The following is a 25,575-nucleotide window of genomic DNA, read 5'->3' as shown; positions in this document are numbered from 1 at the left end:
TAATAACTTAATTGCCCATTGCTTTTTTGAGATTCTCATCAATTTTATTGAGGAAACCTGTTGTAGAAAGCCACTTTTGTTTAGGCCCAATCAAAAGTGCGAGATCTTTAGTCATAAAACCTTCTTCGACGGTTTTAATACAAACTTCTTCCAATGTCGTGGAAAAGTTTTTTAACTTTTCATTGTTATCTAGTTTAGCACGGTGCGCTAGTCCACGCGTCCATGCAAAAATAGAGGCAATGGAATTTGTTGATGTTTCTTCACCTTTTTGATGCTGACGGTAATGGCGTGTTACGGTGCCGTGTGCTGCCTCTGCTTCAACAATTTTGCCGTCAGGTGTCATGAGAACAGAAGTCATGAGACCCAGAGAACCAAAGCCTTGGGCAACAATATCAGATTGGACATCACCATCATAGTTTTTACATGCCCATACGTATCCACCTGACCACTTTAATGCAGAAGCAACCATATCATCAATAAGACGGTGTTCGTAATATAATTTACGGTTTTCAAATTCATTTTTAAATTCCGTATCGAATATTTCTTGAAAGATATCTTTAAAACGACCATCGTAAGTTTTTAGAATGGTATTTTTTGTTGAAAGATAAACTGGAACATTTCGTTGTAGTCCATAATTAAAGGATGCGCGGGCAAAATCACGAATTGACTCATCAAGGTTATACATAGCCATGGCAACCCCTGCGCTTGGAGCATCAAAAACATCATGTTCAATAACTTGATTATCATCACCGACAAATTTAATACTTAATTTCCCTTTTCCTGGAAATTTAAAATCTGTTGCCTTGTATTGATCACCAAAAGCGTGACGTCCGATAATAATTGGCTTTGTCCAGTTAGGAACAAGGCGAGGGACATTTTTACAGATAATGGGTTCGCGAAAAATGACTCCTCCTAAAATATTGCGGATTGTGCCATTAGGTGATTTCCACATTTTTTTTAGGTTAAATTCTTTAACGCGTGCCTCATCAGGTGTGATGGTTGCGCATTTTATACCAACCCCATATTTTTTGATAGCATTGGCAGAATCGATAGTTACCTGATCATTGGTTGCATCACGATTTTCGACGGAAAGATCATAATATTTTAGATCAATGTCGAGGTAGGGATAGATTAATTTATCTTTGATATATTTCCAGATGATGCGGGTCATCTCATCCCCATCAAGTTCAACAACGGGGTTTTCTACTTTGATCTTTACCATTAGAAATCCTTTTTCTTTTAAGCGATACTATTTGTATAACACTTTCAAGTTTATAATGAAAAGTAAAAACAGGGGAAAAAAGCATTCAAATATGAGCTTTTAGAATATATTATCAATAGAGTGTAAAATTTTGTTGGAGGGTTTAATTTTTGAAAAGAAGTGATGTGTTTGCAAATCTATAATTATTCTATGATTGATGAGGAATCTGTTTAATAGATTAAGGTAGTTAGATCATCGGGGGATCGAGATTATACATTTTTATTATCAGAGATTCCATTTAATAAGTTGATCGTATTCTGAATTATAGTTTCTTGATTTGTTGTGTTAGGTGAATAAGAAACTATTTTTATATTTCTATTTCAATTTTAAGCTTACGGTCTGTTTGTTTATAAAAAGTTTAATGTGATAACAATGGCACTGTAATTAGAAATGCTTCATATAAAATGCGTTTGGGATAAACTTCAATTTTGAAGGTTGGAAAATACGCAAGGATATGACTTATAAAATTACCGTATCGCGAGCTAGAATCTTCTAACTTTTATGTTTTATCGATTCTTATTGTTATTAACTGTGCACAGTAAAGCACTATCCTCGAAATGCAACAAAGAAATTAATCACCTAATGATTCTTGTACCCTTTTTACGAAGAGATTCCTTTTAAAATCTTATTCCCTCGTTTTTATTTATGCATCCCTCATTTTTAAAAACACAAATAAAATGAATATATTACACATAGAAAAAAGAAACATGGTACGCCCAAGGGGAATCGAACCCCTGTTTCCGCCGTGAAAGGGCGATGTCCTAACCGCTAGACGATGGGCGCAAACCAATGATGAGGCTTATAGAGAGGATCTTTTTACTTCGCAAGCCCTCTGTGTCATTTTTTTTGAAAAAAGTGTGTTTTATTGAATAATTTTTGAGCGATTTCTGTTTGGATTGTTTTTTTCAGTTTGAGGAGTAGGCAAAAATGATCAAAAACAGCATTTTTAATGTATTTATTTTTTGCATATTTTATCGTTTGTTATCTTTGCTCACCATATGAGAATATTATTTAACTTGCTTGAAAGAGCCTTTATACAGAAGACTTCTCATTTGAGTTTATCATAAAGCAAAAACTGTATAATTTATGAAGTAGAAAGACAATATTTATTACCAAATTGACAAATAATACCAATCATACAAAAGTTTTTTGAGGAACAAGCCACAGATTCCTTTCAGTTTAACAAAATATAAAAAGATTCTTTATAATAAAAATATTAAAGCAATTTTTACAGAATATATTAAAAAATAATTTTCTTATATTTACTTTTACATGACTGTAAAATTTTTAAAATTAAAAACCATTCATTTGTTCTTTTACATATTGAGAAGTTCTTGATTTGAAAATGAATTAGCGTGGATAAAGGGTAAATTGAGTTTTTTGTCACTTCAATTCGCTAGTTTTGCAAAGAGGTGGTAATAAGTTGAGATAAAATATTCGAATTTTGCAAATTTATTCTCCATATTTATAATATTTCAGAATTATGGTGTACACATATCAAGTCTTGTTTTTTACTTTAATGTAAGGTTCTATTTTGATATATGAGTGCGTTAAGATTTTTGCATTAAAGATTTATAGTTAAAGCTATGGAATGGTAGGAAGGAATGTGTTATCATTTACTGATTTACTTTATTTTATTCATTCCCTTAATTTATCATATGAAAGAATGTTTTTTGTTCCATACTTGTTGATTTAGAAGAGATGTTTTTATTCTTTCTTACCAATTCTTCAATATTCTTTAACTGGTTATTGATTATTTTTTAGAACTTTTCTTTATGGAAACTTGCATTTATAAGTTTTACAGATTTTCATTCTGAATTAGATATTTTATAAAGATTCTGAAATCTTTGAAGACAATAAATATTATATTTTTAGGAATGTTGATTGAACAAGCGGGGATAATTCTATTAGAAAAAATGAAATGAATAGAACAGGGTATTTCTTTTGTTTTTATGAACATAAGTACTTTTTGTGTTGATTGGCACATCATTTAAACGATTTTTCAATGAAGATAGGGATCAGTGGTTAATAATGGCAGAAGCTTTAAAAGTTGGTGTTGCGGGACTTGGTACAGTTGGTACTTCAGTTGTTCGAACTCTATGTGAAAAAGCGAATAGTTTAGCTTGTCAATGTGGACGATTCATCAAAGTTGTTGCTGTTAGTGCGCGTGATAAAGGCCGCAATCGTGGAATTGATCTTAGTGGTATAAAATGGTTTGATTCACCTGTGGAGTTGGCTGCTTCTGATGAGATTGATGTTTTTGTAGAGTTAATTGGTGGTGAATTGGATGTGGTGTATACCGCTGTTAAGAGAGCGCTTGAGGCGGGACATCATGTTGTAACAGCCAATAAAGCTCTTCTTGCTCAACATGGAGTAGAGCTCGCTATAATTGCAGAAAAAAAAGGTGTTTTTCTTCATTTTGAAGCAGCTGTTGCTGGGGGAATTCCTGTTATCAAAGCGATGAGAGAATCACTTGTTAGTAATCGCATATCGCGAATTTATGGTATTCTCAATGGAACCTGTAATTATATATTAACACGTATGTTTACGGAAGGTCTTTCATTTAAAGATTGTTTAGCAGATGCACAGAGACTTGGGTATGCTGAAGCAGATCCAAGTTTTGATATTGAGGGAAATGATACTGCTCATAAATTAGCTTTGTTGACAAGCTTGGCATTTGGAACTGCTGTTTCGTTAGATGATGTTTATGTTGAAGGAATTCATAATATTTCGCAAATTGATATTCGAGCAGCTGATGAATTGGGGTATCGGATTAAGCTTTTAGGGGTTGCATTAAAAACGGATTCTGGAATAGAGCAACGCGTTCATCCAACAATGGTACCAACATCCTCGATGATTGCACAGATAAATGGTGTAACCAATGCTCTTTCTATTCAAAGTGATTTATTAGGTGAATTACTGTTTTCTGGTCCCGGTGCCGGAGGAAAGGCAACAGCATCAGCCGTTATTGGTGATTTGGCTGATATAGCAAAAGCACGTTCTGGTTTTCAGTATGCACCTGTTTTAAGACGCCCAGCATTAGAACTTGCTCCTCATAAAAAAGCACGTATTTCGCATCATGCAGGTGGTTATTTTATTCGTTTAAATGTTCATGATCGTACTGGTGTTTTTGCCGCGGTCGCAAGGCATATGGCTGATAATCACATCTCATTGGAGTCGATTGTTCAAAGATCTTTTGTAGAAGATCAAATTGAAAAAACAATTATTTTAATTACGCATGAAACAACAGAGGTGAATGTACGACAGGCACTTGCAGAAATTGAAAAAGATGGACATCTTGTTGCAAAATCTCAATTTATTCGTATTGAACCTATGGCAGAGAATTGATAACTTTCTTGATAATGACAAAAAGGTAAGCTTGAGTTCTTTTGTCTCTTGTGGAAAATTTTCATCTTTGCCAAAAACTTTATTCTTAGTATTTAATAAGGACTCATATTTTTTCTGGTATTCATTCGGTAGGATTTTTTCATATGCCCACAACTCAGAAGATTTTAAATGGACTTGATCGTATTTTGACACTTGAATTGGTACGTGTTACTGAACGTGCTGCTGTTGCTGCTGCACGCTGGCGCGGACGTGGCGATGAAAAGGCTGCGGATCAAGCTGCTGTAGATGCAATGCGGCAGGAACTTAATCGATTGCCTATTGATGGTACAGTGGTGATTGGTGAAGGTGAGCGGGATGAAGCGCCTATGCTTTATATTGGAGAAAAAGTAGGTCTTCAAAGTGGATTGGCGATCGATATTGCACTTGATCCACTAGAGGGAACAACACTTTGTGCTAAAAATATTGCCAATTCTTTGGCTGTGGTTGCAATTGCTGAAAAGGGTAACCTCCTTTATGCTCCTGATGTTTATATGAAAAAAATTGCTATTGGTCCTGGTTATCCAAAGGGAATAGTAGATATAGATGCTTGTCCTGCCGATAATATCCATGCTCTTGCAAAGGCTAAAGGAGTAGCCGTTAATCAGATTACTGTTTGTATTATGGATAGACCTCGTCACGAAAAATTGATTGATGAAGTACGAGCAACAGGAGCAGCGATTCGCTTGATTGGGGATGGAGATGTGGCTGCTGTTATTGATACAACTGATCCAGAAGAAACAGGTATTGATATCTATATGGGGATTGGTGGAGCTCCAGAGGGGGTTTTAGCTTCTGCTGCTTTGCGCTGCATTGGGGGACAGATGCAAGGTCGTTTGCTGCTTGATACAGAAGAGAAAATTGCTCGTGCAGCTAAAATGGGGATTAGTGATCCCAATAAGGTTTATACAATGGAAGAAATGGCAAAGGGTGATGTTTTGTTTTCAGCAACAGGGGTGACAGATGGTAATATGCTTTCTGGCGTTAAATTCACGCCTCGCTATATTCAAACAGAAACTCTCGTAATGCGTTCCCATACGGGAACAGTCCGCAATATTAAAGCACAGCATAAAGATTATTCAAAATTTGATTAATATTTTTTGTAGTCGCTAAAAAATAGAGAAACTTTTTAGTGAGCACGTACGCTTCCATGAAGGTAGATATGTATTCATGGAAGCGTTATAAATATAAAAATATCTCATTATTATGAGAGCTGGATAGAATGTACCCAGCCGTTTTTGTCTTCTATGTCCCCTTTTTGAAGGCCAACCAATTGTGTACGAAGCTGCTTTGTAATTTCTCCAACTGTTTCATTTCCAATAATAAACTCTCCCCCTTTATATTTAAAACGACCAATTGATGTGACAACGGCAGCTGTACCACAAGCAAAGACTTCTTTAAGATGTCCACTCTTTGCATCTTCTTGGAGAGATTTAAAGGAATAAGGACGCTCTTCTATCTCTAATCCTATTTGTTTTGCCAATTCTAAGAGCGAATGACGTGTTATTCCTGGAAGGATTGTTCCATTAAGTGGAGGAGTTACGAGTGTATTATTGTCCATAATAAAGCAGACATTCATACCACCAAGTTCTTCAATCCATTCATGTTCAACCATATCGAGAAAGAGCACTTGGCTACAATTGTTTTCAGTTGCATTTTTTTGTGCAAGTAAGCTCGCTGCATAGTTTCCACCACATTTGGCAGCCCCTGTCCCCCCTGGACCGGCTCGACTATAATCTGTTTCAATCCAAACGCTGACAGATTTTTCTTCTCCTTTGAAATAGGATTCAACTGGAGAGGCTATGATACAAAAAAGATATTCTTGAGAAGAGCGAACACCCAAAAAGCTTTCATTGCCAAACATAAATGGACGTATATAGAGGCTAGCATTGGGATGGTCGGAAACCCATTTTTGATCAATTTTTACTAATTGATGAACGGCATCTAGAAAAATATTTTTTGGTAATTCTGGCATCGCTAACCGTTGTGCTGATTCTATAAAGCGTTGTGCATTGGCATCAGGACGGAAGAGCAAGATGCGTCCATCTTTTGCACGATATGCTTTTAAGCCCTCAAAAATTTCTTGTCCGTAATGCAAAACGGTACTTGCAGGATTAATTTCTAAAGCTTTGTATTGAGAAATGATGGCATTATGCCAGCCTTTGTCTTCAGTCCATTGAATAGTACACATGTGATCTGTAAAAAACTGACCAAAACCGGGACTTTGTAGAATTTTTTCACGTTTTTCTTCTGACAGAGGAGATGGGTGTTTTTCTATTTTAAAGGGAAGCGATGATATGGGAGATTTCATAAAAAACCTTCTGAGTATGTTTCATTTTTATTAATAAAAATAATGAAATATTTTAATTATAACTCTATTATTAACAAAACCTTTGTGTCAATGTTTTATTATAGAATACAAAGGGGTTTATTATAGAATTCAAAGGCTAGGGTAGGGTGGATATTTTAATTCTATCCCTGCCTCTTCTCCTCAACTTTATGAAGTAAGCTGGAACTTTTGTCTATAATTATCGTTTTCTCACAATAAGTATCTGAATAATTTCATATATGCATATTTTCTAGAAATTTAAAGGTAAGGGAATTGAGAAAAGGAATCCACTATGATTGATAAAAATTATCACACATATGAAGAACGTATGGCCGCAGAAAGAAGAGGTCGTGAACAACCTGTTTCAATCGCTAAGGGTATTTTTGCTATTCTTCTTGCGATGGTTATTATCTGGTTTATTTTTGGTTTTTTAGGATCTTTTTTTGCAAAATCTCCTGAACATAGTTCGCGTTATAATACCCCAGAAACAAGCCAAAGCGTAACAACGCCCAAAAAAGATTTAAATTCGCCTCCCCTTGTACCTTATACTTATAAGGGTACGGAGTGATTTTTTCATAAATATAATCTTTTAGATAGAGCAAAAATCGACGTAGATTAAGGAATAAAGTCAGCACAAAGACATAAGCGAAAAAGATTGAGGGAATTGTAATTTCTAACGTTTTCGATAAGTAATGAGCTGGTATGGAAATAAATAATGCAACGGTTGTTAAAACCGCTGCATTATTGGTTTAGCGTGTGATGAAGCAGCTTCCACCAGAACTTTTAATGGATTCACAAAGGATTATGGCTTCATTACGGTCTTGCGCTTGAATCCGAACACGGTAATAAGTGCCTTTTCCTGGTATAAAAGCGGATTGAATATTTAAAGGACGGGCACCGATAAGGAACCCAAATTTAGATTTCATATTTTTTAAAGAATCTCTAGCTAGCTCATGCGTTGGTTGAGATGCAAGTTGTACATAATAACTTTCTGAATTTTGTGGTGCAACTCTGTTTGATGAGGTGGGGCGAGATGCAGTCTCTGTTTCGATTTGTGCATTTCTCTCTGCATGAGAAGGAATTGGGATAAATTTTTCTTCAATATTTGAGCTAGAATTATTTTCTGCGATTATTTTATCAATATTATTTTTGAGATCATGATCTCTTTCTTGGTCGTTTATATCAGAATCATGGGACGAATCTTGAAGTTCATTAGAAGCTTGATCAATGCTTTCTTCAGATTGAGCAGCAGTTTTGCTGTTTGTTTGATGCGCGGGGGCTAGTGTAACTGTACCATCTTGATTGACAATAACAGTTTGTACTTCTCGCATTGGAATAGTATGATTTATGGCTTCTGTGACTGCATCTTCAACATCAGATTCATTTAAAGACGATGAGGAAACGCTTGAAGATTCTTCAGGGTTTAATTCTTTTAAATTTTCAGGTTGTTCAGAGTTATCAATAAGAAATTGTTGTGTATTTTCTTGTTTCTCATTTTGTTCAGTTGTTTGTTTATAGATATCTAAATTATGTGCAACATCATTTTTCGTTTCAGTTGTTTCTGGTTTGAATTTAAAAGGCGTATTATCAGCGTGGATAATGACCGTTTCTTGATTTTTTTGTGATGGCATAAAAAAGTGAGAATAACCAGCAAACCCAATTCCTATTAAAATAAGTATAAAAAAACCTTTAATGAAAGTTTTACCAAAAATAAAACTTTTTAAGGGAGGAGGAGCTGATGGATGCGTGGGAACCTCATCTGAGCTTGTGTATGATGAATTCTCGCTAAAAGAGGGAAAATTATATTCCATATTGGCAGAAGAAAAATAGTCGGAGTTTTGTTCTTTAGAGTTTATATAAACACCTTCTTTTGAATTTTGCATAGACTGATGAAAAATTTCACTAAAAACCTCATTTTGCTGTTGTTTTTGAGAAAAATTATCCGTTGGGACATTCCCTACATTGAGTACATCAGCAAATTCTTCTTCTAAACCACCATTAGTTGGCACATCATATTCTGGCGCTTCATACGGAACTTCTGGAACCATAATAGGGCCAGTTTTTTCTACGATTTCCTCTGAAAATTTATAAGTATCAACATTGGGAGGGGGAGTATCTCTGTGCGTATAGTTATGGGTAAAAAAGTCATCCGTTTGTTTTGTATTTAAAGAGGGGGATGAGGAAAGAAACTCATCTAAATTATTTTCATTATATGAAATTTCTCTATTTGGGTTAGACGCACCTTCGGCGTTATTGATGTATTGGGCTCGAGCCTCATCATATATCGGAACTTTTTCGCTATAAGTTTCTTGTTGTGAGGGGGTTTCTTCAAAAAAATGGGGATAATTGGTTTTATGATCTTCTTGTGAAGCTCCCTTTAAATAAGATTGTCTATCAACTGGTGGAGAATCTAAAGGTGAGGAGAAGGTACTTGTTGTTTGATTTCTTGTAGTGTTTTGTCTTTCTGACACAAGATTAGAAGATGAGAAAAACTCATTTTCCTCTGTAGAAGAGGAGGAATCAGGATAATCTTTTTTAATCCAATTTTCTTGATCAGCTGAAATTTTATAGGGATGGTTTATAGGAGTGTCATAGAGGTTTTGATTGTCATCATAAGTTTTTTGTATATTCGTAGCCTCAGGTTGTTGTGAATTTATTTGTGAAAAACGATTGGTTTGTTCAACATCTTCTGGTGTCTCTCTCTTATTTTCACGCCTTTCAGATTTATCAAAAAAGAAATTTTCTGATTCTGATTGTGACATAAGATTACTTTTTTCAAGAAAAGGATCAGCACTGGTTGCTGTTGTTTTCTGTTGATGTGATTGATTTTTGGGGATTGGTAATGGAGAAAGCGCATCTAAAATTTGTTCTTCATCATGATTGTTAGATGAAGAATATTTCTCTTCAGATAAATTATTTTGTTTTGAATGGTTGAAAGAAGCAGCTTGTGCAATATCTGAGGCTTTTGCGTTGCTGGTTGCATGCAAGCCCCATTGTTTTTTTTGATCATCAAACGGTAAGTCATGTGCTAAATTATTTTCAAGTTCCTCTTCTAGAAAGGACAAATCAAAATCATCATCATGGGATGATATTTCGGGGTGAGATGTTGATCGATCTGTTTTTAAAGAAGATTGCCCATTTTGGTTTCCGCTTTGTTTGTGCGGATTAAAAATGCGCGTAAGCCTTTCTAAAGGATCATGGTGTTCATGATCGTGTTTTGTTTCGTGTAGATTTTTGCGATCGTTATCGCTCATAGCTTTTCTCACATGATGGTTTGCACTTACGTGCAATCAATGGTTGATTTTGATTTGTTATATTAAAATTATAAATTTTCCCCCTCTCATGCAAGGATACATGAAAAAGTTTATCAATAGAGTACCTATTGTATGTATTTATAGAACTTTTTCAACGCATTTCTATGGGTGCTTCGACTCCTATGATGGTAAGCCCTGATGATAAAATATTGATAACAGCTTGTATCAATCCTAATCTTGCAAAGGATAACTCTTTATCATCGGGTTGAATAAAGCGTAAATTGAGATTTTCACTCCCTTTATTCCAATGGGTGTGAAAGCTGGAGGCAAGGTCATAAAGATAAAACGCTAATCGATGCGGTTCCTTATGAACTACGGCCTGTTCAATGATACGTGGATATTCAGAAAGTTTGCGTATTAACAATATTTCATGGTCATCTGTTAATCGATGAAGATAGGTAATCAATGTATCATTTGAAAAGCTTTTAATATGAAGCGCTTCTTGTGCTTGACGAAAGACTGAGTGACAACGTGCACTTGCATATTGTACGTAAAAGATGGGGTTATCTTTTGATTGTTCTGTTACTTTTGCAAAATCAAAATCAAGAGGCGCTTCACACTTACGGTATAACATCATAAAACGCACAGGATCACGACCAACTTCTTCGACAACATCCCGTAGAGTGACAAATGATCCTGCTCTTTTTGACATGCGGACAGGTTGACCGTTGCGAAAGAGTTTTACCAATTGACATAAGAAAACACTTAATTTGGCTTTATCACCAGAAATCGCTTTTGCCATTGCCTCTAGTCGTTTTACATAGCCAGCATGGTCTGCGCCTAGAATATAAATCATTTCATCAAAATGACGATTAAATTTATCCCGAAAATAAGCAACATCAGCAGCAAAATAAGTGTAAGAACCGTCAGATTTGACTAAAACACGGTCTTGGTCATCACCGACATTTGTTGAACGGAACAAAGTTTGTTCGCTTGGTTCCCAGTCTTCTGTGTTTTGTCCTTTGGGAGGGGGGAGTTTTCCTTTGTAGATATAACCATTTAAAGTGAGGTCGTTGATAGTGTTACGAATGGCGCGTGCATTATCTGCATAAAGCATTCGCTCAGAGAAAAAGATATCATGATAAATATTAAGAGCAGCCAAATCTTCGCGAATCATGGACATCATTGCATGAATTGCACGTTCTTTCACAAGAGATAAGGCTTCATCTTTATCCATTGTGAGGAGTTGGTCACCAAACTCTTGAGCAAGCGATTGACCCAATGGTATCAAGTATTCTCCAGGATAGAGTCCTTCTGGAATTTCATTAATTTTTTGCCCAAGAGCTTCACGATAGCGCAATAGTACCGAATGGGCGAGGACTTCGATTTGTTGACCCGCATCATTGATATAATACTCTTTTGTAATGTTATAGCCCGTAAATTGTAGCAAATTGGAGAGAACATCCCCAACAACCGCTCCGCGGCAATGTCCTACATGCATTGGTCCTGTCGGATTTGCTGAGACATATTCAACATTGACGCATTTTCCTTGTCCCATTGGAATACGACCATAAGAAGTGCCTAATTCAAGCATAGATTTTATAGCATCTTGCCAAAATAATTTTGTAAGCTTTATGTTTATAAAACCAGGACCGGCAACATCTATATTTTCGATAGAGGAATCATTTTTAAGAAGTTCTACGATTTTATCTGCAAGTGCACGTGGATTGATTCCAATAGATTTTGCAAGCACCATAGCAGCATTGGTTGATAAATGACCATGGGAGGAATCACGCGGAGGATCAACAGTGATTTTTGATAAATCTAGATCTTCTCCATTTTTTCCTTTTATATCAGATAATTCAATTGATCTCTTAATTTTTTTTTCGAATTTTTTAAAGATATTCATATTTAGCTTCCATGATGATGCCAAAAGCCATTAAACGAAATTATCTGTATGGTCAAATAAACGCTGATATTCACGTAGAGCGTAGTGATCTGTCATGCCTGAAAGAAAGTCAGCAATCAAACGTGCTAACTCTTGATTTTTTAAGTGCACTGCTTTGCTCTGCCAACTTTCAGGCATTGTATTTGGATTTTCATAATAACAATTGAATAATTTTTGTACAATGCATTTTGCTGCATTGCGACGACTAAGAACCTGTTCATGGTAGTAAAGATTTTTAAATAAAAAGTTTTTTAGTTCTTTTTCATAAACGGTCATTGTCGGTGAAAAGGTAACAATGGTTTGTTTTGCTTGGTGAATATCGTTTATGCTTGTTGGTTTGATGCGTGCTAAATTTTTTTGTGACTGTTTGATAACATCTTCAACCATGGTTGTTATTTGTCTTCGTACAAGTGTGTAACCGCGACGCGTTTGGTCGAGGTGGGGATGCTCATCTGTTATATCTTTTAATATTGCTGCTGTTAGTGAAACATGTTCAAATTGATCGAGTGTTAAAAATTGCGAACGTAGACCATCATCAATATCATGCGCATTGTATGCGATATCATCTGCAATAGCAGCACATTGCGCTTCTAATCCTGCAAAACAATCGAGTGCAAGATCTTGCTTTACATTGTATTGTAAAATATCGATAGGAACCTCCTTATTCTTCGCGTAAGGCCCTAAAAGGGGACCATTGTGCTTTACAAGTCCTTCGAGGGTTTCCCATGTAAGGTTAAGTCCATCAAAATTTGCATAGCGCTGTTCTAGTTTTGTTACAATGCGTAATGCTTGTGCATTATGATCAAAGCCGCCATAATATACCATGGCTTCATTAAGAGCATCTTCTCCAGCATGGCCAAAGGGTGTGTGTCCAAAGTCGTGAACAAGGGCAATGGCTTCGGCAAGGTCTTCATCAAGACACAGGGCACGGGCTAATGTTCTTGCAATTTGAGAAACCTCTATGGAATGGGTTAGGCGAGTACGATAATGATCGCTTTCATCAGCAATAAACACTTGCGTTTTATGTTTAAGACGTCGAAATGCATTAGAATGGATAATACGATCTCTATCTCGTTGAAAAGGTGAGCGTGTGGTGCTCATCGTTTCATGGTATAATCGACCACGGCTTGTTTGTGGATGAGCACTGTATACTGCTCGAGATTGGTAATTGAAGTCGATATTTCCTATATCCATTGCAAGCTGTCTATTATCATCTTAAAATTGAGAGTGGTTTATGACAAATAAACTGCTCTTTGAGTGTAGGATACTCTTTCTTGATGGTTTAATGCAAGGATATATAAAATGAATGTGAAAATTTCAGATGTTGCTGCCAAAAAAATTGCACAGATACTTTTGCGTGAACCCGATAAAATAGCATTACGTATTTCTGTTGAAGGTGGTGGGTGTTCTGGTTTTTCTTATAAATATGACTTGGTTTCTGAAATGTGTGAAGATGACCTCGTTCTCAAAAAAGACGGGGCAGTTGTGTTTATTGATTTACTATCACTTCCTTTTATGGAAGGAGCTGAGATTGATTTTGTTGATGATCTTATGGGGCAGTCTTTTCAAATCCACAATCCCAATGCTGTTTCATCATGTGGTTGTGGTGTAAGTTTCTCAATTTAAAATGATGGCTGTGTGATATTGTTTCTTGAAAAAAAGATCATGTTGGTCAACAATGCAAAAATGGGTATTCTTATAAAAATAGTGCACCGATGTGTATGGTTGTGCGTGGTGCTTGCTTTATTGACTTGGAGTCACTGTGCTTTTTCTGAAGCAGGAGAAGGGCAAAATCAGCAGCAGAGACAATCAAGGAGTTTTATTGTAAAGACTCAAGAGCAGGAAAATGAAAACTTAGCATCTCAAACACAACTCATTTTGAATGCTCGATTAACAAATAGTCATCCGGATATTGAAAAAGGGCTTGTCTGGCGGGTTTATGCCCCTATTCTAGGGATTGATAATAAATTACCATTAGTGGCAACCTATAAGGGGGGAAGTGCACGTTTTAATCTCGAACCAGGAAATTATCTTGTTCATGTCTCATTTGGTCACACGAGTGCTGTGCGCCATATTCGTTTAGAAAATGGGCAAAGTCTTGTAAAAAACTTTAATCTTAAGGCTGGTGGTGTTATTTTAAATGCAACATTGCTCAATGGCGTAATGAATGAAAAGGAACTCCGTTTTACCATTTATGAGGATGAAAAAGAAAATGATGATACGGGAGTGATTATATCAAATGTTAAACCCCACTCAGTTGTGCGTTTAAAAGCTGGCCGCTACCATGTTGCTTCCCATTATGGTTCTATTAATGCGACGGCTCGTTCGGATATTCAAGTGGATGCTGGTAAAATAACAGAAGCTACTCTTGAACATCAGGCCGCTCAAATTGTCTTAAAGCTGGTCCGACAAGAAGGAGGAGAAGCACTTGCAGATACAAGTTGGTCTCTTGCCAATGATTCTGGTGATATCGTTTATGAAACAGTTGGTGCGTATGTTTCACTCGTGTTAGCGGAGGGAGAGTATATTGCAATTGCTAAAAATAAAGATAAAATTTATCAAAAAGTTTTTTCAGTCGTTTCTGGTCATGATGAAGATATAAGTGTGGTGGCGAATGAACAAAATATGCAACGAATTGATGAAGATGTGGATTGATCGTTGTTCATGGGGGTAAACTATGATGAGAGATGGGGTATGAATTTTGATTGAAGTTTCAACAGTTGGTGTGTTTTTTGCTGGGGCACTCTCTTTTTTGTCACCATGCGTTTTGCCGTTAGTTCCTCCCTATTTGTGTTATATGGCAGGGATTGGTATTGATGATTTTCGTTCAGAAAATCGTGATGAGAAAGTCTTTATACGGTGGACTTTATTGTCTTCTGTTATTGCTTTTGTTCTTGGGTTTACGACTGTTTTTGTTGCTTTAGGTGCCAGTGCTAGCACAATTGGGAAATTCATCGGTTATTATCGTGATTGGTTTGCACTTGCTGCTGGAATTGTCATTATTATTTTTGGTTTAAATTTTTTGGGGATTTTCAAGATCGCTTTTTTATTTCGTGAAGCGCGTTTTCAGACCCATAAAACACCTGCTGGTCCTTTAGGCGCGTATATTATTGGTTTAGCTTTTGCCTTTGGTTGGACACCGTGTATTGGCCCCATTTTAGGGCCTATTATAACGCTTGCTGGAACAAAAGAGACGGTGGGCGAGGGAGCTATTCTCTTAGCAGTTTATGCATTAGGTCTTGCTGTCCCTTTTGTGTTGGCAGCTTTATTTTCGAGCAGTTTTATGCGATTTTTAGGCGCTTTTCGTATTCATTTAGGAAAAGTTGAAAAAATTATTGGTATTTTTCTTCTTCTTACAGGGATTTTGTTTTTAACAGGTTCTATGCAGGATATTTCATTTTGGCTTTTAGAACATTATCCTTCGTTGAGTTATATTGAAGATATTCGTTGGCACAATATTATGAATTTTTTTGGATTTTCTCGTTAGTCTTATGTGTTTTTATGGTTAGAAGTTGTCTTTCTATTGTTCTTGCTGCAGGTGAGGGGACGCGCATGAAATCGTCTCTGCCTAAGGTACTTCATAAAATTGCTGGATTGCCTCTTATATGCCATGTTCTAAAACAAATAGAATTGGCAGGCTCTTCGCAATTAGCCGTTGTTGTGGGATTTGGTGCTAAGGAGGTTACGCACGTTGTTCAGTCATTTGTAAAAGATGTAATGGTTTTTGAACAAAAAGAACGTTTAGGAACTGCTCATGCTGTTTTGTCTGCTCGTTTAGCTTTGCAAAAGGAAGTGGATGATGTTCTCATTGTTTTTGGTGATACGCCTCTCATTCAGCAAGATTCATTGCACCAAATGCGTGCACAGCTTGCTGATGGAGCAGATGTTGTTTTTGCAGGTTTTCATACCCAAAATCCAACAGGTTATGGGCGTCTTCTCGAGAAAAATGGTAAATTAATCGCAATTGTAGAAGAAAAAGACGCTAGCGATAAAGAAAAAAAGATTTCTTTTTGTAATGGTGGAATACTCGCTATGCGTGGAAAACATGCGCTTTCTCTTTTAGAGAAGGTTGATAATAACAATATAAAAAAAGAATATTACTTAACAGATGTTGCTTCTCTTGCAACACGTGAAGGATTAGATGTACGCGTTGTTGAAGTTCCTTTTGAAGATATTGTAGGAATTAATAATTGTTTTGAGCTATCGAGGGCTGATTCTTTATGGCAGAAACGTAAAGCATACGATTTAATGTTATCAGGTGTTACACTCTTAAAACCAGAAACAGTCTATTTTTCTTATGATACAGAAATTGAACCAGGCGTGGTGATAGAACCAAATGTTTATTTTGGGTTAGGCGTAAAAATACACTCTGGAGCTGTTATTCACGCATTTAGTTATCTAGAAGGTGCTGTAGTTGGGACGGATGCACAAATTGGTCCCTATGCACGTTTACGTCCTGGAACAGAGTTGGCGAAGGCTGTAAAGGTTGGAAATTTTTGTGAAGTTAAACAAGCCAAGGTAGGAGAAGCTTCTAAAATTAATCATTTGAGTTATATTGGTGATGCCGAAATTGGTGCACATACCAATATTGGAGCTGGTACGATTACATGCAATTATGATGGATTTAACAAATATAAAACGATGATTGGTGATCATGCTTTTGTTGGGTCTAATACGGCGCTTGTTTCTCCATTGGTGATAGGGGATGGTTCTTATGTTGCTTCAGGAAGTGTTATTACTGAAAATATTCCTATGAATAGTATGGCTTTTGGGCGTGCACGACAGGTTATAAAAGAGGGCTATGCGACAAAATTTCGTACGCGCTTGTTAGAGAAAAAATTGTCAGAAAACAAACAAAAAAAATGATCTTTTTCAGTCTATTTCTTTGTTTAGTGCTGATCGAACGATGGAGAGGCGGTTTATTTTTAAAGATTGCCGTACTCCATGTTTGAATTATTTTATTATTTACAGTTTTAAATAAAGGTTGTTGGATTGTTTTATAAGATTTAAATCTTAAGATGTGGGTTGGAGCTTTTTAATGTGTGGAATTATTGGAATTCTTGGAAAGAGGTGTGTTACGTCTTCTCTGGTTGAGGGTTTAAAACGTCTTGAATATAGAGGGTATGATTCATCTGGGGTGGCGACAGTCCATAATGGGCATCTTTATCGTGTACGTGCTGAAGGAAAACTTGTTCGTTTAGAAGAAAAATTAAAAAAAATACCTCTGGAGGGAAGTTTAGGGATTGGCCATACCCGTTGGGCTACGCATGGAATTGCTGTTGAACGCAATGCGCATCCCCATGTAACTAAAAAACTTGCAGTTGTTCATAATGGTATTATTGAAAATTTTATAGAATTACGAAAGGAACTCATTGAGGATGGTTATATCTTTGAAACAGAGACAGATACAGAAGTTATTGCACATTTAATAACGCGTGCATTAAAAAGTGGTCTTTCTCCGCAAGAAGCCATGCGTACAAGTTGGAAACGGTTGCAGGGGGCTTTTGCTATTGCTCTTATTTTTGAAGGTGAAGATAATCTTATGATTGCGGCTTGTTCTGGTCCACCGCTGGCAATCGGTTATGGAAAAGATGAATTTTTTGTGGGATCAGATGCCATTGCTTTAGCGCCATTCGTTGATCATATTAGCTATATGGAAGATGGGGATTGGGCTGTTATCACACGGGAGGGTGTCACAATTTACGATGCCAACAACCAACTGATAAAACGTCCTGTGACACCATTACTTGAAGGGGCTTTATTGATCTCTAAGGGTAATCATCGTCATTTTATGCACAAGGAAATGTTTGAACAACCTGAAGTGATTTCTCATAATTTGGCGCATTATCTTGATCTTGGGAATTATGCAGTTCGACCACTTGAGAATTTGATTGATTGGAAAAATATTCATCGGCTTCTTTTTGCGAGTTGTGGAACGGCTTATTACTCAACCTTAGTTGCGCGCTATTGGTTTGAAAAATTTGCCGCTTTAAGTGTTGATAATGATGTCGCTTCGGAATTTCGTTATCGCGAACCTCCTATAACGTCTGATGCGTTATCATTGTTTGTTTCTCAATCTGGTGAAACAGCGGATACATTGGCTTCTTTGCGTTATTGTCGTGAACGAGGTATAAAAACAGCCACAATTGTGAATGTTGAACAATCAACAATGGCAAGGGAGGCTGATTTTATTCTCCCAACACTTGCCGGACCAGAAATTGGTGTTGCTTCAACAAAAGCCTTTACCTGTCAATTGGCAACGCTTGCTTCACTTGCTCTTAGTGCTGCTAAACAACGTGGTTATCTTACAGTTCAAATGGAACAGCAATTGGTTCAGCAGTTGGCAGAAGTTCCTCGTATTTTAAATGAGGTCTTAAAATTAGAAGGCAAAATTGAATCTATTTGTCGTGATTTGGTGAATGCAAAAAGTGTTCTTTATTTAGGACGTGGAACTTCTTATCCGATTGCTTTGGAGGGAGCTCTTAAATTGAAAGAGCTTTCTTATATTCATGCTGAAGGTTATGCGGCGGGTGAGTTGAAGCATGGGCCAATTGCGTTGGTAGATGAGACAATACCCGTTATTGTTGTGGCGCCTTATGATCGATGGTTTGAAAAGACTTTTTCTAATATGCAAGAAGTAGTAGCGCGCAATGGTCGTATTATTTTAATAACCGATAAAAAAGGAGCAGAAGCAGCTTGTTTTCAGACTTTATCAACGATTACTTTGCCAGATGTTTCAGAATTTATTGCTCCTATTATTTATGCTCTCCCCATTCAGTTAATCGCTTATCATACGGCTGTTTTATTAGGAACAGATGTTGATCAACCCCGTAATTTAGCAAAATCAGTCACGGTTGAATAAAAATAGCGTTTGTATTTCTGAATCTGATTAGAGAATAATCAAGTGTAACAAGTTGATTTATAATGATAGCTTATTTTTCCATTTTTCTCTGTCAAATAAGAATCTCCACGACTGAATTTCTCATTCCAAACCCTTTACGACAGAATGAAAAATATTTTTTACCTATCAAAAAATGAATCAGCTGTGTGAATATAATGGCAAAAAGAGCGCAAGAGTGCTTTTATTGTTTTAATGCAAGAGTCATCCAGATTGTAAGAGAAGATCTGACGTTGGTTTGTTATTCTTTTATGAGGCATAAAGATGGAGTAGGGATTACGTTAGGTTATTTATGGGTTATTTCAAGAAAGAAAATCATATTTTAAGAGAGAGGTATTTAAGTTTTTTATCAAAAGTTTTTTTCTAGAGTTACCCTGATCGTAAGAGACGTGTAGCATCGTCGTGTCCGAAAAGATAAAGGAGTAACTGTAAAGCTTGTCCTTGCTCAGAAGAAAGATGAGGATCGCGTTGTAAAAATAAACGAGCATCTTTTCTTGCCATTGACAAAAGATCGCTGTGAACAGCAAGGTTTGCTATATGAAACTCAGGTACGCCGGATTGTTTTGTACCTAAAAGCTCTCCTTCACCTCGCAAACGCCAATCTTCTTCAGCAATTTCAAAACCATCTTCTGTGTTGCGGATAATATTAAGGCGTGTTGCTGCTGTTTTTGTCAGTGGATCTTTGTAGAGCAGAATGCAGGAAGATTTTTTATCTCCTCGTCCTACACGTCCACGCAATTGATGCAGTTGTGAAAGTCCAAAATGTTCCGCGTGTTCGATAATAATGATTGAAGCATCTGGAATATCTACCCCCACTTCAATAACAGTGGTTGCTACTAAAATGCGTGTATTGCCGCATTTAAAAGATGCCATAGCTGCTTCTTTTTCTGCTGTAGACATTTTTCCATGGATCATACCAACGTGTGCTCCAAAGCGCTCATGAAGAAATGCAAAGCGGTTTTCAATTGAAGTAAGGTCAAGAGCTGTAGAGTCCTCCACTAAAGGACAAATCCAATAAAGCTTTTCTCCTTTTTCTAATGCAATTGCAATTCGCTCTATAAGCTCATGAAGACGTTTCAAAGAAAGCGTTGCTGTTGTAATAGGTTGTCGCCCAATTGGTTTTTCTGTAATTTTAGAGACATCCATATCACCAAAAGTTGTTAAGACAAGGGTGCGGGGAATGGGCGTGGCGGTCATAACCAGCATATCAGGTTGATTGCCTTTTTCTGTAAGGGCAATACGTTGATGGACACCAAAACGGTGTTGTTCATCGATAATGGTTAAAGCGAGATTATTATAAGTAACGCTGTTTTGTATGAGAGCATGGGTTCCAATGACAATAGAAACTTGACCTGATAAAATATCATTCAAGATATTTGTCCGCATTTTTCCTTTTTCTCGTCCTGTTAAAAGCGTTGTTTGTAATCCGATCTTTTCGGCAAGAGGGGCAATGGTGGCAAAATGTTGCCTAGCCAGCACTTCGGTTGGTGCCATTAAAGCTGATTGTCCTGAATTTTCAGCAATTTGTGCCATTGCCATTAATGCAACGACAGTTTTTCCTGCGCCTACATCACCTTGGAGCAGTCTTAGCATCGGTTCTGGTGAAGCAAGATCATTTGCGATATCTTCTACCGCTTTTATTTGTCCGGTTGTAAGTTGAAAGGGGAGGATATTGAGCAATTTGTTAGTATAAATTCCAGTAGCTGGTCGAGAAGCGCCAATAAGAGATTTGGTTTTTAAACGCACGAGGCTTAGTGCCAATTGACAAGCAAACAATTCATCATAGGCAAGACGTTTGCGTGCTGTACTTTCTAAGGATAGATCATCGGGATTAATGGGCGCATGGATACGGCGTAAAGCAACAGAAAAAGAAGGAAAATTTTGCTGTTTTTTTACATTTTCATCTATCCATTCCGGTAGAAGAGGAATAAAATCGAGAGCGTTTTTTATGGCACGTCTTAGCGTCTTTGCAGTGAGTCCGGCGGTAGATGGATAAATCGGTTCGATGAGAGGTATCTGATTTGATTGTTCGCTTGTGGCGATATGGTCTGGATGCGCCATTGAAAGTTGTCCATTAAACCATTCAACTTTTCCTGATACAACGACTTTTTTGCCTTCGGGAAGTTGTTTTTTTAGCCAAAGAGGTTGAGCATGAAAAAAGACTAAATTTATTTTTCCTGTTTGATCATGCGCAATAACACGATAGGGAATTCGGTTATGACCACGTGGGGGTGGTTGATGTTTATCGATGACAATTTCAAGTGTAATAGTATCTCCTTCTTTTGCACAAGCAATGCTGGGACGCATTCTGCGGTCTATAACGGAATGGGGCATTAATTGAAGGAGATCAATAAGGGTTGCTTCCCGTTGTGTAGGATTAACATTTAAGAGTTTGGTCAGTAAGCCATAGACTTTAGGTGTAATACCAGAAAGGGTTCGAATAGAGTTGAAAAGAGGGGCAAGAAGACTTGGAGGCATGAGAAAATTTAACCTGCTCTTTTTGTTTTTTCTAGACCTTTAGAAGAGCTTTTTGGGGATAAAGTCATTAAAGAAGATGATATTTTATTTACACATTGCGTTGTAAAAAGAGAAATTATCTTTAAAAGAGAAATAAAATAAAAAAATGAAAGTGCTTATGGCATATTTTGCTTCTTTTTATTTTAGGTATTTATTTGCTGTGAATAGAGGTACTTTCTTGATAGAACTCTCTTATAAATATCAATAAAATTAGGGCATTTTTTCTATGTGGGATGATAAAATTTATAGCTTTAAAGTTATGCTAGCCTGAATTTTTTTCTTTAAGGGGGCTGTTTGGCATTTAGTTTATAGTAGGAAATTGTGAGAGTGGTTAAAGATAAAAATAAAATGCAAGAGTACAAAAATTCTCTTCCTCGCTTTATTCATTTGAGAGTGCATTCAGCTTATTCCTTGCTCGAAGGGGCTTTAAAAATCCCACAAATTATTCAACAGACGATTGTAGATCATGCTCCAGCGGTTGCTATTACCGATACCAATAATTTATTTGGTGCTTTGGAGTTTTCGCAGTATTGTCTCTCTCATGGGGTTCAACCCATTATTGGTTGTCAGCTTACCGTTGATTTTTGTGATGAAAATGATCATTCACATTTGGTTAAAGGACGTAATGCTTCTGATTTCTGCTCTATTGTTCTGTTCGCTGCTAGCGAAACCGGTTATGCTCATTTGGTTCGTCTTGTAAGCCGTGCTTATCTTGATAAATGTGATACTGATCCTCCTCATATTAAAGCTGATTGGTTGTCAGAACACAGTGAAGGTATAATCGCTTTAACGGGTGGAAAGGGAGGACCTATTAATCGTTCTTTGTTAGAAGAAAAAAAAGAACGCGCTGTTGAGCGCTTAATTTATTTAAAAAAAATTTTTTCTGATCGTCTTTATGTGGAATTACAGCGACATGGCTCTTATGACCGAAGAGTAGAAGCAGATCTTATTGAATTGGCTTATGCACATGAAATTCCTCTTGTTGCAACGAATGAAGCCTTTTTTCTGAAGAGAGAGGGGTATGAAGCGCATGATGCGTTGATGGCTGTTTCAGAAGGACAAATCGTCTCTAATCCAGATCGCAAACGGGTGACGCCAGATCATTACTTGAAGTCACAAGATGAAATGGTTGCGCTATTTTCTGATCTTCCAGAAGCTTTAGAAAATAGTGTTGAAATTGCATTGCGTTGTCATATTGCCACGCCTCTTCGAAAACCGATATTGCCTCGTTTTATAGAACAATCTTCTAATTCAGAAAATACTTTAGAAGCAGAAGATAGTGAATTGTTAAATCAAGCTAAAGCTGGTTTGAAGATGCGCCTTGAAACAATTGGATTGGCTGAAGGGTATACGATTGCAGATTATGAGCAGCGGCTTGATTATGAGATTTCAGTTATTACGCGTATGCAATTTTCTGGATATTTTCTTATCGTTTCAGATTTCATAAAATGGGCGAAGATTCATGATATTCCTGTTGGTCCAGGGCGGGGATCTGGTGCTGGTTCACTTGTTGCTTATGCATTAACGATTACCGATGTTGATCCATTGCGTTTTTCCCTTCTTTTTGAACGTTTTCTCAATCCAGATCGTGTTTCGATGCCAGATTTTGATATCGATTTTTGTCAAGAGCGGCGTGAAGAAGTTATTCAATATGTTCAAAAAAAATATGGACGTGATCAAGTTGCTCAAATTATTACCTTTGGTAAGTTACAGGCACGTGCAGTTTTGCGTGATGTGGGGCGTGTTTTAGAAGTTCCTTATCGTCAGGTGGATTATCTTACAAAATTAATTCCTGCCACCCCAGGAAGTCAGGTAGAATTAGCGGATGCTATTAAGGATGAACCTAAATTTGAAGAGGAAAAGAAAAAAGATCCCGTCATTGGACGCGCATTAGATATAGCACTTCAGTTGGAAGGGCTTTATCGTCACGCTTCAACGCATGCTGCTGGGATTGTTATCGGAGATCGGCCGCTTTGGGAGCTTGTCCCGATGTATCGTGATCCTCGTTCTGATATGCCTGTTACACAATTTAACATGAAATATGTAGAACAGGCAGGGTTGGTAAAATTTGATTTTCTTGGACTAAAAACACTGACTGTTTTGAAAATGGCTGTTGATTTTGTTGCCAGAAAGAAGATCAAAATAGATTTGTCAAATATCCCTCTAAATGATGAAGCAACCTACGCTATGATGGCATGTGGTGAAACGGTTGGTGTGTTTCAGGTGGAAAGTTCTGGTATGCGCAAGGCGCTGATTGGAATGAAGCCAGACCGTATTGAAGATATTATTGCGCTGGTTGCGCTTTATCGTCCTGGTCCAATGGAGAATATACCAACCTATAATGCACGTAAACACGGGGAAGAGGAGATAGCTTCTATTCATCCTAAAATAGATCATCTGATTAAAGAAACACAAGGTGTTATAGTCTATCAAGAACAGGTGATGCAGATTGCTCAGGTGCTGGCTGGTTACTCGCTTGGAGAAGCTGATTTATTACGGCGCGCTATGGGGAAAAAAATTCATGCAGAAATGCAAAAACAGCGTACGCGTTTTGTCAATGGCGCTGTTGCTGGTGGTGTTGATAAAGAGCAAGCTGATATTATATTTGATCTTTTAGCAAAATTTGCCGATTACGGTTTTAATAAATCACACGCTGCTGCTTATGCGATTGTTTCTTATCAAACAGCGTATATGAAAGCCAATTATCCCGTTGAGTTTTTAGCTGCTTCAATGACGTATGATATGACGAATACCGATAAGCTCAATGATTTTCGGCGTGAAGCGTTAAGGCTGGGTATTGAAGTTATTGCACCTTCTATACAAACATCTCATCGTATTTTTGAGGTTGGTGATAACTGTATTTATTATTCTCTTGCGGCCATTAAAGGTGTGGGAGAAACGGTTGTAGATCATATTGTCACTTGTCGTGGAAATGAGATTTTTAAGGATTTGGAAGATTTTTGTGCGCGTGTTGATCCTCGTATTGTTAATAAGCGTGCGATGGAAAGTTTAGTTTGTGCTGGCGCTTTTGATTGTTTTAACATTGCACGCGAAGTTTTATTAGCGAATCTTGGAACCCTTCATGCGCGAGCGCTTCGTATTCTCGATGACAATTCTAGCGGGCAGGTTGACATATTTGGAATGGCAGGCGGATTAAAAGAGCCCTTGATTTTATCGCAAACGACTCCTTGGTTGTTGGCTGAAAAACTTTATCGAGAATTTCAAGCTATAGGTTTTTACTTTTCAGCTCATCCATTGGATGAGTATCAAGCCATTCTCGCTAAAAAACGCGTTCAGACTTGGGGTAATTTTTCCAATGCCGTTAAAGGGGGAGCAACGGCTGCACGGCTTGCTGGAACTGTTGTGGCAAAAAACGTGCGCAAAACAAAATCTGGTAAAAAAATGGGAATTATTCATTTTTCTGATACAAGTGGACAATATGAAGCAGTTCTCTTTTCTGAGGCACTCTCGGATTATGAAGAGATGCTAGAACCCGGAAAATCTTTTATTATTACGGTGAGCGCAGAAAATCGCTCTGAAGGAGTTAGTTTGCGAATTGAGACAATTCAGTCTTTGGAAAAAGAAGCGTTACAGCAGCATAAAATGATGCGTCTTTTTATAAAAACAGTTGATATGCTTCCACAAATTGAACAAAATTTAAATCTTGGGGGAAATGGAGAGGTTGGACTTATTTTAATTCAAGAGGATGGATTGCGAGAAGTTGAAATTGCGCTTCCTAAGCGATATAAGGTAAATTCACATGTGGCAAATGCTATGAAATTAATTCAGGGTGTTGTTGATGTAGAATTGAGTTAAAGAAAGATTAAAGATGGGAGCTGATTTTGAGTGGTGTTTTTGCTTTTAGGAGAGCTAAAAATTGAGCTTTTAAAATCGAATTGTAGGTTTAGAAAAATATTGCTTTTATTTGAGTAAATTATGATATTTTTTTAGTGTCATAGAATCAAAAAATTTCTTTCTTTCATA

General features: G+C 37.0%; 15 protein-coding genes and 1 tRNA gene. 9 read left to right on the top strand and 7 right to left on the bottom strand.

Annotated features, from left to right (window positions below; translation table 11 throughout):
• Positions 1-7: 7 nt before the first annotated feature.
• Together ACFIM8_RS03920 and ACFIM8_RS03915 are read right to left on the bottom strand one after the other, a co-directional pair.
• The gene (locus ACFIM8_RS03920; protein ID WP_375614544.1) at positions 8-1,222 is read right to left on the bottom strand and encodes an NADP-dependent isocitrate dehydrogenase; all 1,215 of its coding nucleotides are present in this window, start codon (positions 1,220-1,222) and stop codon (positions 8-10) included.
• A 747-nt stretch (positions 1,223-1,969) separates the two neighbouring features.
• Positions 1,970-2,044 (bottom strand) — tRNA-Glu (locus tag ACFIM8_RS03915).
• A gap of 1,248 nt (positions 2,045-3,292) precedes the next feature.
• On the opposite strand from ACFIM8_RS03915, the gene ACFIM8_RS03910 reads away from it, so the two are divergent.
• Both ACFIM8_RS03910 and glpX read left to right on the top strand, forming a co-directional pair.
• Positions 3,293-4,609, top strand: coding sequence for a homoserine dehydrogenase (locus ACFIM8_RS03910; RefSeq protein WP_375606659.1), 1,317 nt, complete (start codon positions 3,293-3,295; stop codon positions 4,607-4,609).
• A gap of 143 nt (positions 4,610-4,752) precedes the next feature.
• Positions 4,753-5,739 carry a class II fructose-bisphosphatase gene (glpX, locus tag ACFIM8_RS03905; protein WP_375606658.1) on the top strand — a complete coding sequence of 329 codons (987 nt, stop codon included), beginning with the start codon at positions 4,753-4,755 and terminating at the stop codon, positions 5,737-5,739.
• A 110-nt stretch (positions 5,740-5,849) separates the two neighbouring features.
• Here glpX and ACFIM8_RS03900 read toward each other — a convergent pair whose 3' ends face one another.
• Complete coding sequence (locus tag ACFIM8_RS03900; protein ID WP_375608328.1) at positions 5,850-6,956, bottom strand: branched-chain amino acid aminotransferase; 1,107 nt, start codon at positions 6,954-6,956, stop codon at positions 5,850-5,852.
• A gap of 310 nt (positions 6,957-7,266) precedes the next feature.
• Here ACFIM8_RS03900 and ACFIM8_RS03895 point away from each other — a divergent pair, with 310 nt between their 5' ends.
• Complete coding sequence (locus tag ACFIM8_RS03895) at positions 7,267-7,542, top strand: hypothetical protein (RefSeq protein WP_375606656.1); 276 nt, start codon at positions 7,267-7,269, stop codon at positions 7,540-7,542.
• A 181-nt stretch (positions 7,543-7,723) separates the two neighbouring features.
• Here the strand turns inward: ACFIM8_RS03895 and ACFIM8_RS03890 are convergent, their stop codons facing one another.
• From ACFIM8_RS03890 to ACFIM8_RS03880, 3 genes are all read right to left on the bottom strand, one after another.
• Positions 7,724-10,228 (bottom strand): SPOR domain-containing protein, encoded by a 2,505-nt coding sequence (locus ACFIM8_RS03890; RefSeq protein ID WP_375614543.1) that lies wholly within the window; start codon positions 10,226-10,228, stop codon positions 7,724-7,726.
• A gap of 151 nt (positions 10,229-10,379) precedes the next feature.
• Positions 10,380-12,137 carry an arginine--tRNA ligase gene (gene argS / locus ACFIM8_RS03885; RefSeq protein WP_375614542.1) on the bottom strand — a complete coding sequence of 586 codons (1,758 nt, stop codon included), beginning with the start codon at positions 12,135-12,137 and terminating at the stop codon, positions 10,380-10,382.
• A 30-nt stretch (positions 12,138-12,167) separates the two neighbouring features.
• Positions 12,168-13,370, bottom strand: coding sequence for a deoxyguanosinetriphosphate triphosphohydrolase (locus tag ACFIM8_RS03880; protein ID WP_375608325.1), 1,203 nt, complete (start codon positions 13,368-13,370; stop codon positions 12,168-12,170).
• A 108-nt stretch (positions 13,371-13,478) separates the two neighbouring features.
• Between ACFIM8_RS03880 and ACFIM8_RS03875 the strand changes: the two genes are divergently transcribed.
• From ACFIM8_RS03875 to glmS, 5 genes are all read left to right on the top strand, one after another.
• Positions 13,479-13,802, top strand: coding sequence for an iron-sulfur cluster assembly accessory protein (locus tag ACFIM8_RS03875; RefSeq protein ID WP_273791197.1), 324 nt, complete (start codon positions 13,479-13,481; stop codon positions 13,800-13,802).
• Positions 13,803-13,841: 39 nt separating this feature from the next.
• Positions 13,842-14,831 carry a carboxypeptidase regulatory-like domain-containing protein gene (locus tag ACFIM8_RS03870; protein ID WP_375614560.1) on the top strand — a complete coding sequence of 330 codons (990 nt, stop codon included), beginning with the start codon at positions 13,842-13,844 and terminating at the stop codon, positions 14,829-14,831.
• A gap of 43 nt (positions 14,832-14,874) precedes the next feature.
• Positions 14,875-15,663 (top strand): cytochrome c biogenesis CcdA family protein, encoded by a 789-nt coding sequence (locus ACFIM8_RS03865; RefSeq protein WP_375606726.1) that lies wholly within the window; start codon positions 14,875-14,877, stop codon positions 15,661-15,663.
• A 14-nt stretch (positions 15,664-15,677) separates the two neighbouring features.
• Positions 15,678-17,042: a bifunctional UDP-N-acetylglucosamine diphosphorylase/glucosamine-1-phosphate N-acetyltransferase GlmU gene (gene glmU / locus ACFIM8_RS03860; RefSeq protein WP_375614541.1), complete on the top strand. Its 1,365-nt coding sequence runs from the start codon at positions 15,678-15,680 to the stop codon at positions 17,040-17,042.
• A gap of 172 nt (positions 17,043-17,214) precedes the next feature.
• Complete coding sequence (glmS, locus tag ACFIM8_RS03855; RefSeq protein ID WP_375606650.1) at positions 17,215-19,038, top strand: glutamine--fructose-6-phosphate transaminase (isomerizing); 1,824 nt, start codon at positions 17,215-17,217, stop codon at positions 19,036-19,038.
• A gap of 405 nt (positions 19,039-19,443) precedes the next feature.
• Here the strand turns inward: glmS and recG are convergent, their stop codons facing one another.
• Entirely contained in the window at positions 19,444-21,552 is a 2,109-nt protein-coding gene (gene recG, locus ACFIM8_RS03850; protein WP_375614540.1) for an ATP-dependent DNA helicase RecG, read from the bottom strand.
• 366 nt (positions 21,553-21,918) lie between these two features.
• Between recG and dnaE the strand changes: the two genes are divergently transcribed.
• The gene (gene dnaE, locus ACFIM8_RS03845; protein WP_375606648.1) at positions 21,919-25,407 is read left to right on the top strand and encodes a DNA polymerase III subunit alpha; all 3,489 of its coding nucleotides are present in this window, start codon (positions 21,919-21,921) and stop codon (positions 25,405-25,407) included.
• Positions 25,408-25,575 lie beyond the last annotated feature (168 nt).

It is taken from the genome of Bartonella sp. AC535YNZD (assembly GCF_042196625.1).
Taxonomy (GTDB): domain Bacteria; phylum Pseudomonadota; class Alphaproteobacteria; order Rhizobiales; family Rhizobiaceae; genus Bartonella.
Note: the sequence above shows the minus strand (reverse complement) of the source record. Positions and strands in the feature narration are given on the sequence as shown.

Coding starts and splice junctions, on each gene's coding strand:
- ACFIM8_RS03920 (WP_375614544.1), bottom strand. CDS start 1,222: ATGGTAAAGATCAAAGTAGAAAACCCCGTTGTTGAACTTGATGGGGAT.
- ACFIM8_RS03910 (WP_375606659.1), top strand. CDS start 3,293: ATGGCAGAAGCTTTAAAAGTTGGTGTTGCGGGACTTGGTACAGTTGGT.
- glpX (WP_375606658.1), top strand. CDS start 4,753: ATGCCCACAACTCAGAAGATTTTAAATGGACTTGATCGTATTTTGACA.
- ACFIM8_RS03900 (WP_375608328.1), bottom strand. CDS start 6,956: ATGAAATCTCCCATATCATCGCTTCCCTTTAAAATAGAAAAACACCCA.
- ACFIM8_RS03895 (WP_375606656.1), top strand. CDS start 7,267: ATGATTGATAAAAATTATCACACATATGAAGAACGTATGGCCGCAGAA.
- ACFIM8_RS03890 (WP_375614543.1), bottom strand. CDS start 10,228: ATGAGCGATAACGATCGCAAAAATCTACACGAAACAAAACACGATCAT.
- argS (WP_375614542.1), bottom strand. CDS start 12,137: ATGAATATCTTTAAAAAATTCGAAAAAAAAATTAAGAGATCAATTGAA.
- ACFIM8_RS03880 (WP_375608325.1), bottom strand. CDS start 13,370: ATGGATATAGGAAATATCGACTTCAATTACCAATCTCGAGCAGTATAC.
- ACFIM8_RS03875 (WP_273791197.1), top strand. CDS start 13,479: ATGAATGTGAAAATTTCAGATGTTGCTGCCAAAAAAATTGCACAGATA.
- ACFIM8_RS03870 (WP_375614560.1), top strand. CDS start 13,842: ATGTTGGTCAACAATGCAAAAATGGGTATTCTTATAAAAATAGTGCAC.
- glmU (WP_375614541.1), top strand. CDS start 15,678: ATGGTTAGAAGTTGTCTTTCTATTGTTCTTGCTGCAGGTGAGGGGACG.
- glmS (WP_375606650.1), top strand. CDS start 17,215: ATGTGTGGAATTATTGGAATTCTTGGAAAGAGGTGTGTTACGTCTTCT.
- recG (WP_375614540.1), bottom strand. CDS start 21,552: ATGCCTCCAAGTCTTCTTGCCCCTCTTTTCAACTCTATTCGAACCCTT.